Source organism: Blastopirellula sediminis (assembly GCF_020966755.1).
GTDB classification, from domain to species: domain Bacteria; phylum Planctomycetota; class Planctomycetia; order Pirellulales; family Pirellulaceae; genus Blastopirellula; species Blastopirellula sediminis.
Genome location: NZ_JAJKFT010000004.1, coordinates 1,335,882 through 1,353,446, shown reverse-complemented (window position 1 = coordinate 1,353,446; position 17,565 = coordinate 1,335,882). Strand labels below are relative to the sequence as shown.

11 protein-coding genes are annotated in these 17,565 nt (G+C 58.7%); 4 read left to right on the top strand and 7 right to left on the bottom strand.

Translation table 11 applies throughout. The features are described 5' to 3' along the window. The first annotated feature begins 37 nt into the window (after window positions 1-37). The 4 genes from LOC68_RS09210 to LOC68_RS09195 all read left to right on the top strand — a co-directional run bounded on the left by LOC68_RS09210 (window position 38) and on the right by LOC68_RS09195 (window position 6,668). On the top strand, window positions 38-1,867 hold the full coding sequence (locus LOC68_RS09210) for an arylsulfatase (RefSeq protein ID WP_230217964.1): 1,830 nt from the start codon (window positions 38-40) through the stop codon (window positions 1,865-1,867). 216 nt (window positions 1,868-2,083) lie between these two features. Beyond that, window positions 2,084-4,330 (top strand): DUF1592 domain-containing protein, encoded by a 2,247-nt coding sequence (locus tag LOC68_RS09205; RefSeq protein ID WP_230217962.1) that lies wholly within the window; start codon window positions 2,084-2,086, stop codon window positions 4,328-4,330. 33 nt (window positions 4,331-4,363) lie between these two features. Beyond that, the gene (locus tag LOC68_RS09200) at window positions 4,364-5,740 is read left to right on the top strand and encodes a DUF1552 domain-containing protein (protein ID WP_230217959.1); all 1,377 of its coding nucleotides are present in this window, start codon (window positions 4,364-4,366) and stop codon (window positions 5,738-5,740) included. A 205-nt stretch (window positions 5,741-5,945) separates the two neighbouring features. After that, a complete protein-coding gene (locus LOC68_RS09195; RefSeq protein ID WP_230217957.1) occupies window positions 5,946-6,668 on the top strand; it encodes a YebC/PmpR family DNA-binding transcriptional regulator in 723 nt (240 codons plus the stop codon). Between the two features lie 68 nt (window positions 6,669-6,736). On the opposite strand, the gene LOC68_RS09190 is transcribed toward LOC68_RS09195, so the two are convergent. The 7 genes from LOC68_RS09190 to LOC68_RS09160 all read right to left on the bottom strand — a co-directional run bounded on the left by LOC68_RS09190 (window position 6,737) and on the right by LOC68_RS09160 (window position 17,497). After that, complete coding sequence (locus tag LOC68_RS09190) at window positions 6,737-8,194, bottom strand: DUF1501 domain-containing protein (RefSeq protein WP_230217955.1); 1,458 nt, start codon at window positions 8,192-8,194, stop codon at window positions 6,737-6,739. Between the two features lie 14 nt (window positions 8,195-8,208). Beyond that, entirely contained in the window at window positions 8,209-10,824 is a 2,616-nt protein-coding gene (locus LOC68_RS09185; protein ID WP_230218471.1) for a PSD1 and planctomycete cytochrome C domain-containing protein, read from the bottom strand. A 242-nt stretch (window positions 10,825-11,066) separates the two neighbouring features. Next, window positions 11,067-12,362 (bottom strand): aminopeptidase P family protein, encoded by a 1,296-nt coding sequence (locus LOC68_RS09180; protein WP_230217954.1) that lies wholly within the window; start codon window positions 12,360-12,362, stop codon window positions 11,067-11,069. Window positions 12,363-12,576: 214 nt separating this feature from the next. Next, a complete protein-coding gene (locus LOC68_RS09175) occupies window positions 12,577-13,113 on the bottom strand; it encodes a hypothetical protein (RefSeq protein ID WP_230217952.1) in 537 nt (178 codons plus the stop codon). Window positions 13,114-13,177: 64 nt separating this feature from the next. Then, on the bottom strand, window positions 13,178-14,203 hold the full coding sequence (locus tag LOC68_RS09170; protein WP_230217950.1) for a DUF1559 domain-containing protein: 1,026 nt from the start codon (window positions 14,201-14,203) through the stop codon (window positions 13,178-13,180). Between the two features lie 542 nt (window positions 14,204-14,745). After that, window positions 14,746-15,852: a choloylglycine hydrolase family protein gene (locus LOC68_RS09165; RefSeq protein WP_230217948.1), complete on the bottom strand. Its 1,107-nt coding sequence runs from the start codon at window positions 15,850-15,852 to the stop codon at window positions 14,746-14,748. Between the two features lie 274 nt (window positions 15,853-16,126). Then, on the bottom strand, window positions 16,127-17,497 hold the full coding sequence (locus tag LOC68_RS09160) for a Gfo/Idh/MocA family protein (protein WP_230217946.1): 1,371 nt from the start codon (window positions 17,495-17,497) through the stop codon (window positions 16,127-16,129). Window positions 17,498-17,565 lie beyond the last annotated feature (68 nt).

The following is a 17,565-nucleotide window of genomic DNA, read 5'->3' as shown; positions in this document are numbered from 1 at the left end:
CCTATCGCATCCCCGTCCTATCGATCAGGAACGCCCTATGAACCGAATCATCCCCCTGCTCGCCTTGTTCGTCTCGCTGGCCTACGTCCACGTCAGTCAAGCCGCCGACCGCCCCAACGTGATTGTCGTGATGACCGATGATCAAGGCTACGGAGAGTTTTCGTGCAACGGCAATCCGATCGCCAAAACGCCCAACATCGACCAATTGGCGGCAGCAAGCGTTCGGCTGACCGACTTCCATGTCTCTCCGATGTGTACGCCGACGCGTGGGCAACTGATGACGGGGCTCGATGCGTTTCGCAACGGAGCGATCAACGTCAGCAGCGGGCGTACGCTACTTAGACCAGAACTAAAGACGATGGCCGACGTCTTTCGCGCCGCTGGTTATCGCACCGGGCATTTCGGCAAATGGCATCTGGGAGACAACTACCCATTTCGCCCCGAAGACCGAGGCTTTGACGAAGCGGTTTGGTTTCCTTCGTCGCATATCAACAGCGTGCCCGACCATTGGGATAACGACTACTTCGACGACACCTATATCCACAACACGAAACCGCAGCAATACGAAGGGTACTGCACGGACGTCTTCTTTCGCGAGGCGATGAAGTGGGTGGATCAAAGGGAGGACGACCGTCCATTCTTTGCGTACATCGCCCTGAACGCCGCTCACTGGCCTTGGTTCGTCCCGGATCAATATCGCGCCGCCGTTCGCAAATCGGTGAATTCCCATCCGAAAGTCACCGGTCACCTCGGCCCGCAAAAGAAAAAGGACCTGATCAGCTTTCTGGCGATGGGGGCGAACATCGACGACAACATCGGCAAACTCGATCAATTCCTGGAAGCGAACGACCTGAAGCGAAACACGATCGTTGTCTTTCTCACCGACAACGGCAGTACGATGGGGCACGACTACTACAACGCCGGGATGAAAGGTCACAAGACGCAGCTCTGGGAGGGAGGCCATCGCGTTCCCTGCTTTATTCGCTGGCCCGCGGGACTGAACAAGCCGCGCGACATCGACCAACTCTGCCACGTGCAAGATCTCTTGCCAACGCTCGCCGACCTGGCCGGCGCCGCCGAGCAACTCCCTCCCACACTCGATGGCGTCAGCCTCAAGTCGCTTCTGCAGGACGACAAATCGTCCGCCGCGGATCGGACGCTCGTCATTAACTACAGTCGCATGCCGACCTTCAAGGTGAAGTATACCGACGGCAATCCGGCGATCCCGCAGCGCAACGGCGCTTGCGTGATGTGGCATGATTGGCGCCTGCTCGAGAACCGCGAACTCTACAACGTTAAGACCGACGCGCATCAAGACCACGACGTCGCCGCCGATCATCCAGAGGTTGTCGCCAAGATGCGATCTCACCTGAACGATTGGTGGGACGGGGTCAAAGAGGACGTCTTGACCCCGCAGCGGGTCATCATCGGCGCTGACGCCGAGAACCCGCTCCTCCTCTCGGGCTGCGAATGGCTCGACGTCTTCGTCGATCAGCAAGTTCAGATTCGCCGCGGCGTTCTCAAGAATGGCGCCTGGCAGGTTACGGTCGCTCAACCAGGAACGTACCAGTTTGAACTCCGTCGTTGGCCGCGCGAGAGCGGGCTAAAGCTGAGCGAAGGTTGTCCCGAACTGAAGGTCACCGACGGCACGTTCGTTTCCGGCGCCGCGTTGCCGATTCATTCGGCTCGACTTCGCGTCAACGAGGAAGTTCTGGAATTGGCCGACAGCAACAAAGAGGGAACCGCCTTCGTGACGCAAAAGTCCCTTTCGGCAGGCCCCACCGAATTGCAGACCTACCTGGTGGACGATTCCGGCAAAGAAATCTGCGGGGCCTATTACCTCTACGTCGAGCGGCTCGCCCCCTAACCGCATCCTCGGCCGATTCGTCAGACAGGGTTTTTGTCGGGAAATGCCGACAAAACCGCGGCATGCGCCCCGTGAATCGGGGCGTTTTCTCCATATCCACACGCGGAATCAGCGGTTATCATAAAGGGACCTCCCACGCCGATTTCCCTCCTTCCTATTCCCACCTTCGCATCTATGTCGCTGCGCGTACTTAGCTTCTGTTTGGCTCTCGCATTCATGGCCAATTGTTGGATCTCTTCGGCCGTCGCCATGGAGCCGGAAGCCGCCGACCATTTCGAGCAGAAGATCCGCCCGGTCCTTACGCAGTACTGCGCCTCGTGCCACGATCCGGAAGATCCAGACAACCACATTCTCTTCCTGAAAGCGAAGACGGCGCCCGAGATGCAGCATCTGCGCAGCAGTTGGGGAAGCGTCTCGGCGCAACTCCGCAATCGGACGATGCCGCCGCCGGACGAAGAGCAGCCGAGCGAACAAGAGCGTCTGGAGATCGCCAACTGGATTGACGACCATCTGCGGGCGACGGCGTGCGAACTGGGTCCCTATGCGGGCCATGTTACGACCCGCCGACTGAACCGCTTGGAATACGAAAACACGATTCGCGATCTGGTCGGACCGCAGCTTGGTTATGACGAGTCGTTTCCGACCGACGGCGGCGGGGGCGAAGGTTTCAACAACAACGGCGAGACCCTCTTTCTGCCGCCGATGTTGATGGAACGGTATGTCGAAGCGGCGCAGGAAATCCTCGACGCGGCGATCATCACGCCTCCCTTGCGAAAAGAGTTCGCCGCGGATCGATTGATTCCGACCAGCGAATCGAAAGGGGAATTTCGCCCCCTGAAACCAGGCGCCGATCTAACGGCCGGCTCCGTCATCTATGTTGCCGGCGACTACGAGCTGACCGCCGAAGTCCGCAACCCGTCGGACAAGGAGCTAAAGCTCGTCCTGAAGCTTGACGGCCTCCCCGCCGATCGTTTCACGCTGAAAGTCAAACAGGGAGACCAGTCGCTCCAGACCACGGTGCGACTGAGTCGCGGCTTTCACGCATTCGGAATTCATAACCCGAAAGATCAGTCGGAATTTCAGCTGCTTCGCTTGAAGCTCAAAGAAGTCGGCATTAAACGTCCCAAAGATGCCCAGAAGTTTCACGATCGCATCTTTCAGGCGAAGGAAGGCAAGTACGAACAGAGTCGCGAAGCCGCCGAGCGACTTCTGCACCAATTTGCCGCTCGCGCGTTTCGTCGCCCGGTGACGAAAGACGAACTCGCACCGTTCGTCGCACTGTACGATCGCGCCTCCGATCGGCAGGATCCGTACGAAGAGCGTATCAAGCTCGCTCTCAAGGGGATCCTCGTCTCTCCCAATTTCCTCTTCCGCATGGAAGAGGCGCCCAAGTCCGACAAGATCGAGCCGATCGACGATTTCGAACTCGCGACGCGTCTCTCTTACTTCCTCTGGTCGAGCATGCCGGACGATCGGCTGATCGAATTGGCGAAGCAAAACAAGCTGCATGAAACTCCGGTCCTTCAGGCCGAAGTCCAGCGAATGTTGCAAGATCCCAAAGCGGACGTCTTCTTTGATACGTTCACCGGCCAATGGCTCGGCACGAAGGAAGTCGGCGGAAGCGTCTCTCCGATCAACGGTGAGTACAAAGAGGTCTACTCCAGCGAACTGGCCGCCGATTTTCGCGCGGAGGCGATTCAACTGATGACCTACGTCATCCGCGAGAATCGATCGATTCTGGAATTCATTGACGGCGATTATTGCTTCCTGAACGAACGCCTGGCCAAGCACTACGAAGTGTCGGGCGTCCAAGGGAGCCAGCTCCGCAAGGTGGATGTGACCAATGGCCAGCGCGGCGGGCTGCTTGGGCTGGGGGGCGTTCACATGGTGACCTCTTACCCGCAACGTTCGAGCCCCGTCTTACGCGGCGCATGGGTTCTGGAAACGCTGCTCGGCACGCCGGTACCCAGCCCCCCGGCGGACGTCCCGCCCCTACCGAAAAAAGTAAGTGCGTCGAATGCGAAGACCTTCCGCGAACAGCTCGAAAAGCATCGCGACAACCCGTCGTGTGCGGCCTGTCATGACCTGATCGACCCGATCGGCTTCGGGCTCGACAACTACGACCTGCTGGGCCGCTGGCGCGATAAGAACGAGAACGGCAAGCCGCTGGACGCCTCTGGCATCATGCCGTCGGGGGAAAAGTTCGCCGGTCCAGCCGAACTGAAAAAAATTCTGCTCGATCGCAAGCAGGAATTCACTCGTCAATTGAGCCGAAAAGTCTTAGGTTATGCGTTAGGGCGGAGCCTCGAAGATCCGGATAGCTGCACGATCGAATCGCTGGTGACGTCGCTCGAAGAGAACGACTACCGGATGCAGACGCTGATCGAGCAAATCGTCCTCAGCACTCCCTTCCGCAATCGTCAGCTGACCGCCGCCGCCGTGTCCCAGCCTTCCTCCCACTAAGCCTCCCTCGCAAGCCACATCCAGGAGTTCCTCATGCCTCAACCGATTTCGCGCAGGACGCTGCTAAAAGGTACCGGCGCCGCACTCGCTTTGCCTTGGCTGGAAGCGATGAGCCGCAGCAGTTGGGGCTCGGAAACGCTCAGCGAACCGCCGAAGCGGGTGGCCTTTCTATTCGTCCCGAACGGCGTTCGTTCCGATCAATGGAATCCGGCGAAGACGGAAGACGGCAGCTTTGAGCTGACTCCAATGCTCGAGCCGCTGAAGGGCGTGAAAGAGGAAATCACCGTTCTCGAAAACCTCTGGCACAAGGAAACGGTCGGCCGGAACGGCCACTGGCCGAAAGTGCCGGCCTGGCTCTCAGGCGGTTTCGTCCAGCGGACCTCGGGCCGCGATATCAACACCGGCGGCGTGTCGGTCGACCAGGTCCTCGCCAGCAAGATTGGCGACCGGACTCCGCTGCCGTCGTTGGAACTGGGGGTCGACGCCGCCTACACCGGCGTCGACAACGTTGGCGGCGGTTTTACCCGTATCTACGGTTCGCATATCGCGTGGCGAGATCCGCACACTCCGGTGCCGAAGGAAATCGTCCCGCGTTTGGCGTTCGATCGCTTGTTCCGCACCACCTCGGCCGGCCCGGTCGTCTCCGGATTCAACCCGCATCAAAAAGCGGTCGCCGACTCGCTGGCCCGCGACGACGCCAGCGTGCTCGACCTGGTCCTGACCGACGCGAAAGACCTTCGCCGCAAAGTGGGCGAAGCCGATCAGGCGAAGCTGGACGAATACCTCGAATCGGTTCGGAGCGTCGAGAAGCGCATCGAAACCGCCCTCAAACCGCAAAAGCGCTGGATCAATGAAGGCCGCTTCGACGTGCCGCGCCCCGGTCCGGGGATTCCCGAAAGCCACGAAGAGCATGTCCGTTTAATGCTCGACATCATGGTCCTGGCCTTCTGGACCGATACGACGCGGATCTCGACCTTCATGCTGGGGAACGCCCAGACCGGGCGAAACTTCAGCTTTATCGACGGGGTCCGCGGCTCGTTCCACGGGCTGTCGCACCACCGGAACGAAGAGAACGAACGCCGGCAGTATGAAAAGATCGTCCTGTGGCACATGACGCAGTACGCCTACCTGATCGACAAGATGCGCGGACTCGACGAAGGGGGACGCTCGCTGCTGGACAACAGCCTGGTGATGTACGGCTCCAGCATCAAAGACGGCAACACGCACAAGGAAGAAGACCTCCCGCTGCTCCTGGCCGGCAAAGGGGGCGGATCGTTCAAGACCAACCGCCGCATTACCGCCGCGAAGAAGACCCCGCTTTGCAACATGTACGTCTCGCTGCTGCATCACATGGGGGTCGAAGCGGAGAGCTTTGGCGACAGCACCGGTCCGCTGGAAGGTTGGAGCTAGGTGGCGGAGCGACTTTCGCCCGCACCGCTCGGCGATCTCTCGCCGAAAACCCGTTAATATTGAACGATTTTCGCCATTTTAGGGGCAGTGACGCCTCGCCCCGCTTGGGGAAGGCGAGTCATGATTGCCCGAAAGCAGGAACTTGTCTATCTTTCTAGGGAGACATTTCCTTCACCACTTTTGCCAGAGTCGATAGACCACTCCCATGGGACGAAGTTTCGAGAACCGGAAGCACGCGATCGCCAAGACGGCCGCTCAGAAGACCAAGCTCTACTCCAAATTCGGCAAAATGATCTATGTCGCCGCCAAGAACGGCGTCCCTGATCCGGAGTCGAACCCGACTCTGAAGGCCATGATGGAAAAGGCCAAGCGTGAGCAAGTCCCGGCCCACGTGATCGACAAAGCGATCGAAAAGGCGAAAGGCGCCGGCGGCGAAGATTACTCGGAATCGCGGTACGAAGGTTACGGCCCCGGCGGCTGCTCGGTAATCGTCGACTGCCTGACCGACAACGCGAATCGGACCATCACCGACGTCCGCAACTGCTTTACCAAGACCGGCTCAAAGCTGGGGAACACCGGTTCAGTCGCCCACCTGTTCGACCACCTGGCGGTCTTCCGCTTCAAAGGGGGAAACCAGGATCAGGTTCTGGAAGCCTGTCTGGAAGCGGACGTTAACGTCGAAGACGTGGAAGAAGAAGACGGCTACTTGACGGTCTTCGCGGCGGCCAGCGACTACTTCAAAACGAAGCAAGCGCTCCAGGAAACGCTACCCGACGTGGAATTCGAGGTGCAGGAAATCACCTTTGTTCCGCAGTCGACCAGCGAGCTGAGCGAGGATGAAGCCAAGACGTTCGAGAAGTTCATGGACCTGCTCCATGACTGCGACGACGTGCAGAACGTCTACCACAACGCGAAGCTTCCGGACTAGCGGCCGCCGAGCTTGCGATCCATTCAAAGCAAGAGGCCGCGGATCATCTCCGCGGCCTTTTTTGTTGACTACGCCTTGAGCAGTTCGCGGACGATCTGCGCCGGCTGCCCGTCGGTCAGGGTCTGATCGCGATCGCTGCGGCGGAAGGTGAGTTTGTCATGCTCCAGGCCGAACAAATGGAGCAGCGTCGCGTGGTAGTCGAAATGATTGACCACCCCTTCGATCGCGTGATGCCCCCACTCGTCGGTCTTGCCGTGAACGTATCCTTCGCGGAAACCGCCCCCGGCGACCCACATGCTGAAGCCGTACGTGTTGTGATCGCGGCCAATCTTATCGGGACCGGCGTCGTTCTGAACGACCGGCAAGCGTCCCATTTCGCCCCCCCAGTGAACGACCGTCTCGTCCAACAGGCCGCGTTGCTTCAGGTCAGCCACCAGAGCGGCGGAAGGTTGATCGACTTTCTTACACGCATTGGGAAGCAGCGTCGTGATCCGGCCGTGGCTGTCCCACAACTGATTCGCCGTATAGACCTGGACGAACCGTACTCCGCGCTCGATCAAGCGCCGCGCGATCAAACAGCGACTGCCGTAGTCGGTCGTCTCTTTCTGATCGATGCCGTACATTTTCTTGGTCGCTTCGGTTTCCTGCGACAAGTCGAGCGCATCAGTCGCCGCCATCTGCATCTTGGCGGCCAGCTCATAGCTCGCCATCCGGGCCTGCAGATCGGAAACGTCCGAAAACTGCCCGACATGGCGCGAGTTCAACTGCTCCAAGTATTCCAGCGACTTCGTCTGGGCCAAGCCCTTTAGATGGGCTGGCGGCGTAAGATCGAGAATCCGCGGCTCCGTCGGTCGGATCACGGTTCCCTGGTAGATCGACGGCAACCAACCATTCGACCAATTCTCGACTCCCAGCACCGGCAGTTGGCCCGGATCGATCAGCGCCACGAACGCCGGCAGATTGTCCGCCTCCGAGCCCAATCCGTAGGTCATCCAACTTCCCAGCGTCGGTCGACCGCCGGTGATGCGACCTCCCTGCAGCGCCCGGATCGATTGCCCATGATTGTTGACGCCGGTTTTCATCGAGCGAATCAAACAGATGTCGTCCGCCACCGACTGCAGGTGGGGCAGCAGTTCCGAAAGCTCCATGCCGCACTGACCGCTGGGAGAAAACTTCCACGGCGACGCGAACACCTTGGAGCTCGCCTGGGCGGCGTTGTCTTGCTTCAGTTCGCCCGGAAAGACCTTGCCGTCGTACTTCTTCATCTCCGGCTTCGGATCGAACAAGTCGTGATGGCTGGGACCACCTTGCATCCAAAGCGAGATCATCGCTTTCGCGCGCGGCGGCGCCGTCGGAATCTTCGGCGTCGTGTCGAAGACCTGCGGCCCGATCGGCGGTTTGATTTGTTCAGCGGCCCAGGCTTCCTGCTGCTGCATCCAGGAGAAAGCCAACGAGCCAAGACTCATCGCGCTGGTCGCCATAAAGTGACGGCGACTTCCGACAGCAAGATCGTGGGGTGAAGTCATGCTCTTCTTTCCTGCTACTGGACGTACAAAAACTCGTTGGAGCTGAGGAGCACCTGACACAACACGGCGAGCGATTCCTCATCCGGCGACCGGGCCGGCGGCTTATCGCCTTTCGCCTGATAGTCCGCTTGGGTCTTGAGGTTTTCCGTAACCTGTTGCACGAACGCTTGCGCGCCGGCGACCTCCTCCTCTTCGATCGCGCGACCATAAACTTGTCGCCAGGCCGACTCGATCCGTCGTTTCGAGTCCTCAGGGAATTCCTTGATTAGCTTGGCCGCCGCCTTCCGCGAACGATCGATCAGCTCCACGCTGTTCAGCATCATCAGCGATTGCGTCGCGTTGGTCGACGGGCGACGCTGATCGCAGTTCGGACTCATCGCCGGCTGGTCGAACGTCTCCATCATGCTCAAGGGCTGGCTCCGACGGACCTGAATGTAAACGCTCCGGCGTAGATCCTCTCCCTTCATATCAATCACCTGGCCTGGTCGCCCCGCGTCGGTATTCTCCTGACCAACGACAATGCGGCCGACAACATCCGGCATCACCGGAACCGCCGGGCCAAACTGCTTCGGATTGAGTTCGCCCGAAATCGTCAGCAAGCTGTCGCGAATCGCCTCGGCGTCGAGCCTTCGCAGTCGGGCGCCGCCGTACCAATGATTGTCCGGATCCTGCTCTTGCAGCGCCGTGTTGTTGCGAACCTCTTGCCGCCAGGCGTTGGAGTTCAAGATCAACCGGTGCATGTGTTTCATATCCCAGCCGCTCTCGATGAACTCGGCCGCCAACCAATCGAGCAGTTCCGGATGGGTCGGCGCATCGCCGAGCACGCCGAAGTCGGTCGGCGTCGTCACCAGACCAGCCCCGAAATGATGCATCCAAACCCGATTCATGATCGCTCGGGCCGTCAGCGGATGTTTGGGATCGGTCAGATAGTCGGCCAGCGCCAGACGTCTGCCGGAGGTGGGCAAATTGGAAGAGCGAACCGGTATCTCCGGCAGCCCAGACGCTTGACGGACGATCGACAATCCGGCCGGGGTCAGCTCTTGCTTCGGTTGGGCGTAGTCGCCGCGATAGAACAGTCGCGTCGTCGGAATCTGCCCCGGCGTTTCGGTCAGCGCTCGCACGTACTCTTGCTTCGGCTTGGTGTTGCGAACGTCGGTCGCTTCCTGCTGCATCTTCTTCAGTTCGTCCGCCGCCTTTTGGTTGTAAAGGTAAAGCGACCCGGCCGAAACGTTGAGATTGGGGTGCTTCTTGAAGATATCCTTCTGTTCCGGCGTTCGCGTTTTTGCGTCAGCGGCGAAGGCGGCTCGCGCCAGTTCATGCATTTCCGCAGGAATTTTGGCAAGCTGCTCGTCAAAAGTCTTCTGAATGAATTCCTTTCGCTTTTCCGCGACGGCGGCGTCGAGCACTTTCGCCTTTTCTTCGATCTCCGCAGCCGCTTTCCGATCGTCATCGGTGTAGAGCGAAATCAGACGCTGTTTCGGGTTCTTCCACTTTTGCCAATCGAATGCCGGGTCAAAGATCGCGCGAAAGCGGAAATAGTCGGCCTGCGAAATTGGATCGTAGCGATGATCGTGACATTGGGCGCACGACAACGTAATTGACATGAGCGAAGAAGAGACGATGTGAATCGTATCGGCGATCGTATCGTTTCGCGCTTGCTGCGCGTCATCGACGGCGCCCCCGGTTCCATCGGGCGCCATCCGCAAGAAGCCGGTCGCGGCCAGCAGTTCGACATCTTGCAGCGACAGATCGTTCAGCGGACTTGAGATCAACTCGTCTCCCGCTAGTTGTTCGCGAATGAACTGATTGAACGGCATCCCTTCATTGAACGCTCGAATCACATAGTCGCGATAGCGCCACGCGTAGGGGCGGTCGGCGTCGACGTCGCTATACCCTTCGCTGTCCGCATAGCCGGCGACGTCCAACCAATGCCGTCCCCAACGTTCTCCATAATGGGGCGACGCGAGCAATTGGTCGACCAACTTGCTCCACTGGGCCGGATCTTCGCTCGTTTGCAATTCAGCCGTCCATTCCTCTTCTGGAGGAAGCCCCAGTAAATCGAGCGAAAGCCGTCGCGTCAAACGATCCGGCGTCCCCTTTGGACTGAATTGATGCCCATGTTTTTCCAGCTTGGCCAACAGAAACGCGTCGATCGGATTCGCGACGCTCTCGGCATGCTGAACGGCAGGGACTTCTGGCCGCTTGATCGGCTGATACGCCCAGTGCGACCGCTCTTCATCGGTGATCAGATACTCGCTGCCGATCGTCTCCGGCTCAGGCCGAGCGGTCGTTGCCCCGCCGGCGATCCAGCGTTTTACCTTGGCGAGCTCGTCGGGCGATAGTTGCTTGCTTTCGTCCGGCGGCATCTCGCGCGATTCGAGGCGTTCAACGATCAAACTTTCGTCCGGCTTCCCGGCGATAATCGCCGAACCGGAGTCGCCCCCTTCGACCATCCGCCGCACCAGCCGCAGGTCGAGTCCTCCTTCGACCGTTTCTTCTTCACCATGGCAATGGAAACAATGCTTCTTGAAGATGCCGCGAACGTCCGTTTCAAAATGAAACTCGTCCTGGGCGTAGCAGTTTCCGACGAACGCAATCAATAATGCAGCGGCGATTCCACGAGACATCATGTTCACCTGAGATTGCCTGGGCGGGAAGCGGGTGGAGGAAAATGCGAGAGTAACGCAGGCGGGAGTTTGGAGTGACCCTTAGTATAGTGGTGCGGGCTGAAAGAGTCACCCCAAAAAAATCTCGCACGCTCAGCAATGGACCATCCCCCCTCCCCCCAAAAGCACAAAGCCTGGAATGCGATCGGCATTCCAGGCTTCGGTTCGTGCAATCAGAAGCGAAGTCGCTCTTTCGTCTAGCCTTCCTATTTTCGCGAGGCGGCCATCATCGCTTCAATTTCGTCCGCTTCTACGGGGATGTCGGCCATCAGGTCGACCGAACCATCCTCGGTGATCAGGATGTCGTTTTCCAGGCGAACAGCGAAACCTTCGTCCGGCAGATAAATCCCCGGCTCGACCGTCATCACCCAACCGGCGGCGAACGGAACGTTGCCCGGCGCGACGTCATGCACGTCGAGGCCGATCGAATGTCCCAGCCCATGCATGAAGTACTTCTTGCAGGCCGGTTCTTCCCGCGTATGCTTGGCGACGTCCTCTTTGGTCAGCAGGCCGAGCTTCAGGAGCTCTTCGTTCATCATCAACTGCGATTCGTGATGCCAATCGCGATGCATCTTGCCAACCACCGCGCCCGCGATCGAGGCCCGCATCACCCGCAACACCGCATCATAAACGTCGCGCTGCCGCGGCGTAAAACGACCGTTGACCGGGATGGTACGGGTCAGGTCCGAGTTGTAGTTGGCGTAGTTCGACGCAACGTCCAACAGCAGCAGATCGCCATCGTTACAGATCTGATCGTTCTGAACGTAGTGCAATCCGCAGGCATTCTTGCCCGATGCGATAATCGGCGTGTAAGCGAACGCCCCGCGATTGCGGATGAATTCGTGCGACAATTCCGCTTCAACTTCGTGTTCGTAGACGCCCGGTTTGACGAAGCCCAACAGACGCTCGAAGCCCCCCTTGGTAATCCCACAGGCGCGACGAATCAGTTCAACCTCGGCATCTGACTTCACCGCTCGCAATTGATGCAACAGCGGCGCCAAGCGGCGATACGTATGAAGTGGGAATTGTTTCTGACACTCCGCCACAAAGCGATCGTCGCGGGTTTGCACGACTGCGGCGGCGCGGCGATGTTCGTTTTGATTCAGGAAGATCTGCTCGGCGGTCAACATGCAGTTACGCAGGATGTTCGGAAAATCGCCGATCCATTTGATGGTGGTGACGCCGGAAGCTTCGGTCGCTTCCGCTTTCGTCAGCTTGTGACCTTCCCAGATCTCGAGAATCTCGATCGGCTCACGTACGAACAGGATCTCGCGCTGCGTCGGTTCCGGCGAATCAGGAAAGAGAAGGAGAATCGACTCTTCCTGCTCCACCCCCGTCAGGTAGAAAAGGTCGGTACTGGGAAAATTCTTGAACGAGCCGTCCGCGTTCGTCGGCAGCACGTCATTGGCATGGACGATTACCAGCGAATTGGGAGGTAAAAGTCGCTTCAGACGGGCACGATTTTCGACAAACAGACTCGAATCGATCGGTTGATGGCGCATCCCAAGATTTCCCAGAAAGTGTAGCCGAAGCTGACGCCCTATTTCCGCCTGGCTGCCGCGGTTCCAACCGCGCAAGCCGCATCAGCATTTTGTACACATTCATAGCCGAAAATCGGACGCTAACCAACGGGCCTTCCCACGAAAAAGGGGCGGCCGCAATGTTGCAGCCGCCCCGGAGGCGTTCGCGAAATTCTCGTTTTTAGACCGAGTTTCCTCAGCGTTTGTATTGAACCGAGGCGACGGCGCCCGGTTTCGGCTTCGATTCGAGCGTGAATTCGTACGCTTCAACCCCTTCGCTCACTTCCACGATCAAGGGAGTCGTCGTTTCGGTGCGGTAGATCGCCGGGATGCCTCCCTTGGCCGGACGACGACGCGGCGTAATATCCAAAGCGATGGCAGGCGCCGGCCCTTCGTCTTCGCTAACTGGCTCTTCGACCGCCAAGTCATCGGTAATCGGAATCAGCGGTTCGCCGATGACGACGCGATATCGACCAGGCGGACAGCCCCGATAGTCGCGGACCGCACCCGGCACGATCGCTTGCAGGTTGAACGTTCCGTCCCCTTTGCTAAACCCAGCGGCGCCTTGTCCGGTGGTCCCTTCGACCGGCAACAGGGCCAGGCTCTTGTAAGGAAGCGGCTTACCATCCAGCAGCAGCGTGCCTTCGACGGCAAAACGATGCGGCCCAGGATCACTACAGCCGACAAGGGCGACCACCAGCAGCGGCAGCCCGAATTTCCAAAGTTGATACATCTCCCACCTACCAGGATAAAGGATAACGATGGTCAGGATCTGACGTGAAAATGGATTCTTAGATTTAGTTCGGGAGCGAGACGACTTCGCCGTCAGCCATGAAGGTCAACCGATAGAGGCTCGTCTTGTCGATCGTCTCTTGAATGAATTGAACCGAGCCATCTCCCATCAAAAAGTGCGTTCCGCCGGGATGCAAACTAGCGGCCGGCACCCACCAGCTACGGGCTCGACCGCGAATGGGAACGAACGGAGGACTTTGCCAGGTCGGGTGAACGGCCGGCTGATGCCAGATGTTGATGCCGCCGTAAATCCCGTTGTTGTAATAGGTGTCGATCCCGGTCATCACCCAGGCGCGATACGACCAGGCGAACGCGGCTCCATTGACGTGGTTCTTGGTCGTTTCCCCCATCATGAACGTGTTCGAGAGACCGTCGACGACGTCGGCGAAACTGGTGTTTACATCAGCGCCGAACATCCGCTTGGTGGCGCTGGAGGTCGTGGCGTACCCATTGCACGTTCCAAACTCCAGGCTGCAATTGACGATGAAGTCGTAGTTGGTCGCAGCGCCCTGGTACGAACCCCCAGGGCCATACGCCGCGCCGGCGAGACGTCCCGTGGCGTCGTTGTTGTCCGACGGGCAAATAAACGCTTCGACCACCGTGCCGGCCAGAGCTGCGTTTCCATTGGTCACCGGATCGCCGATGATCGTTCCAGTCGCTCGCTGATAACTGGTGCTAGTGCTGACCGAATAGGCTTCTTTGTGATTGAACTGATCGTAGAGATTGCTCTGTTCCATGAACGGAAGCAGCGACACCAAGCCATGGGCATTTTTGATTTCGCTGTTTACCGGCGTGCCCAGGCAGCCGCCGTAACCGCGGCTCGACGCCGGCAGCTTGCCATGCGTGTCGACGTAGTTATGCAGGGCGAGCCCCAGCTGTTTCATGTTGTTGCTGCAGTGCATCCGCCGCGCCGCTTCGCGCGCCTGTTGTACCGCCGGCAATAAGAGTGCGATGAGTACGCCGATAATGGCGATCACCACCAACAATTCCACCAGCGTGAAGCCACGCCGATCGGGAGAAATTTGCGACATGATTCGACCCAGCCCTGAATGAATATCAATAAATCGCTGACCAGATTTATGTCCTGCTGATCAGCCGAAAAATGGGCGCATCTATTGAGAAGTGTCGCTATTGCGATTAGCACTTTCCGTGCCAAGGCTGCCAGCTAAAAATGGGGAAACATTCGAAATCCCCTCTCCACTCTTGGATTTACGATGTTACGAGATATCTACCCGTAATCACTCGATTTTGCGGACGACCGAGAAACTGCCTCCTAATTGGAAGCAAGTGATGCGCAATTCAGCATTGCGATCCACACCTTTGGGTGAATGGAATTCTCCAGAGGCGCTATTCCGTTAGAACCTCGGTTCCATTTCGAAGGCAATGCTGTCGCTCCGCCAACTGTGCGGATCATTGCGCGAAATAAGAATTATTTTGCACTGCCGGTAAACTGTAGCGATCCATTCGAGTCTAGCAATTCTTCAAAACGCGACGGCTCCTTCATGCGAAAAGCGGTCGACCGCAATTCGGTCGCCGCTCTTCACTCTCGATGGTTTTGCCGCTCTTAACTGCGTTAGCTGAAGTCAGTCGAGATGTCGGCGATCGGCTGGGTCGATTTCATCTCGATCACCTGGATCTTGTCGCCGGCCTCCTTCGTCGCTTTACGGACGTCGATACAGCGGATCGTCTGGTCGCCGTAGGTGCGGAAGAGCCAACGGACGTTCTTCAGGTCCGAAACGGTCGTCCACAACGTGTAGTCCTCGGTCACCGTGCTTCCATCCTTCTCGCGGATCGAGCCGACCGGGATGTCGAACGCATTCATCAGGTGAAAGACCTGGTTGACCGTCTCTTCGGTCGTCTTCAGTTGGTTGGCCGCTTGCGAATAAGCGACCGCGCGGACGAATCGCGACGGCGGGGTCGAGTCGCCGGGAAGACCATGCAGGCCGCTCCCCTGACCAAAGCCGCTCAGCTGGATATCTTCCATCTTCACCGCCGGGACGTTCGAGACGCTCAGGTTGATGTAGTTACGCAGGTTGGTCATGTGCCAATCGAAGGTCGGCGAGTTGGTGATCACGCCGAGCGGGTTGTCGTAGATCCGCAGACCGCCGTCGATCGGTTCGATCACCACGCTGGCGCCGGTATGGTCGTGCACCACAAAGTGCCCGTCGAAGTTCTTGCCGCCGAGCTGTTCGATCGGGCGATCAACCAGCACCACTTCGTTGTAGCGCTGTTTGACTTCCGCCACCGTCGCACAGTTGGCCAACAGCCACATGCCGTAATCTTCCGGCGCCAGGGCCCGGTCTTGGTTGTCCGGGCCAAGGGTCGCGTAGCCAGCGTATCCGGGGAAGTAAAACGAGCCGACGTACAATCCTTGATCGTTCACGCCGTCGACGATCATCTCAAACCCCAGCACATTGGCCCCGACGAAGCCGTACTTCGCGTCGTAGCTCATTCCCTGGCTCGGATCGGTCAGCGTGTTACGGAGGCGAACTCCGGCCGGCACGACCAGCGCCTTCGACTGCAGATCAAAACCGAACTCCATCGTTCGTCCGATCACCGTGCCGCCATCGGCCGAGATCAATCGCAATCCAGTGCAAGCCGACAACGGCTGTGCGATCAGCGTCATCAACAAGGTTGCGACGATACCAACGCGGGCGAAAGTACGAAATTGCGTCTTCATGGTGTGCCTTCTAACGGCGATTGCTCGCCCTGTTTGGGATAGTTGAACGCCGCCGCAGCGGCCAAAACTGTTGCCCAAAAACTTAGGTCACTAATGACGCGACATTTCGAGAACAACGGGGTTCCTGCTTGCGGTTTTCTGCCGCAAACGTCGCAAATCGTAGTGCTGTTGCGGTCGCGACGATTCTGCCGATCGTGCGGGCAATACGTGAAAAGAGCCGCTGACGCAACCGCGCCAGCGACTCTTTTGAAGGTTCAGCTTTGGTAGTCCAAGACTACATGTTGATCTCGTAACCCTTGCGGCTTTCGCGAGCGAGGAACGCGTTGGCCTGGTCGTCGCCGACGATTTCGCGCTTCGACGCGTCCCAGTTCAGGTCGCGGCCCAGACGCATCGCGATGTTCGAGAGATGGCAGATCTCGAGCATGCGGTTGTGCGACCAGACGTCCGAAATCGGCTGCTTGCGCGCGTTCATCGCTTCGATCCAGTTCGCGGTGTGGTTCGACGGAACCGGACCGCCGTAGACCGCTTCGATGGCGCCTTCCGGCAGCGGGTTCGTGGCCAACGCTTCGACCGGAGCGCCGACGATCTTGCCGCGGTTGACGAAGAAGCGGCCGTCGGTTCCCTCGAACAGGATGCCGTTGTCCCCTTCGCTGGTGATCGTCAGTTCGACGTCGTTCGGCATCTCCACTTTGATGTTGAATTTCGTCGCGACGTTGTAACGATCGTGAACCAACGGGTAGCCGTCTTTGTATTCGACCGGCAACGAATAGCTGACCGGCGAAATCTTCTTCGGGCTGTTGGCGTCTTCGCCCAGCGCCCAGCAGGCGATGTCGACGTGGTGAGCGCCCCAGTCGGTCAGCTTGCCGCCGGCGTATTCGTGCCATTCGCGGAACGAGTAATGGCAGTTGCTGTACAGCGGCACGCCGCCGCCGTAACCTTGGCGAATTTCCGGCAACGCGCGATAGTCGACCTTCGGGGCCGGGCCGAGCCAGAAGTCCCAATCCAATTCGGCCGGAACCGAAGCGACCGGAATCTCCGGCGAACCGCTCGTGCCGTTGATGCCGCAGGTGATCTTCTGCACCTTGCCGATACGGCCGGCGCGAATCAGCGCGATCGCCTGCAAGAAGCGTTTATCGCTTTCGGACCGCTGCATCGTGCCGACCTGGAAGACGCGACCGGTCTGCTTCACGATCTTTTCGATCAGCTTTCCTTCGTCGATCGTCAGCGTCAGCGGCTTTTCGCAGTAGACGTCTTTGCCGGCCAGCATCGCTTCGACCGAGATCTTGGTGTGCCAGTGATCCGGGGTCGCGATCATGACCGCGTCGATGTCGTTCCGTTCCAGAATCTTGCGGTAGTCCTTGTAAGCGTCCGGAGCTTTCTTCTGACGCTCTTTCACGCGCTCGACGTTCGTCCCCAACACGTTGGCGTCGACATCGGCCAAAGCGGCGAAGTCGGCCAAGCCCAACGATTTGCTGGTGATGCCCCAACCTTGGTTACGCAGACCGATGGTCGCGAAAACCGGACGTTCGTTCGGCGACTCGGCGCCCATCACAAGAGAAGCAGGCGAAACCAAAGCGCCGGCGGCGCCAGCCGCGGCCATGCCTTGCAAAAATTGGCGACGTGTCGCGTGACCAGACTTAACCATGAGAATGAGTTTCCTTTGGCGTGAAATGACGGAGCGTTGTTGGGTGAACGTGGGGTGGGATCGACAAG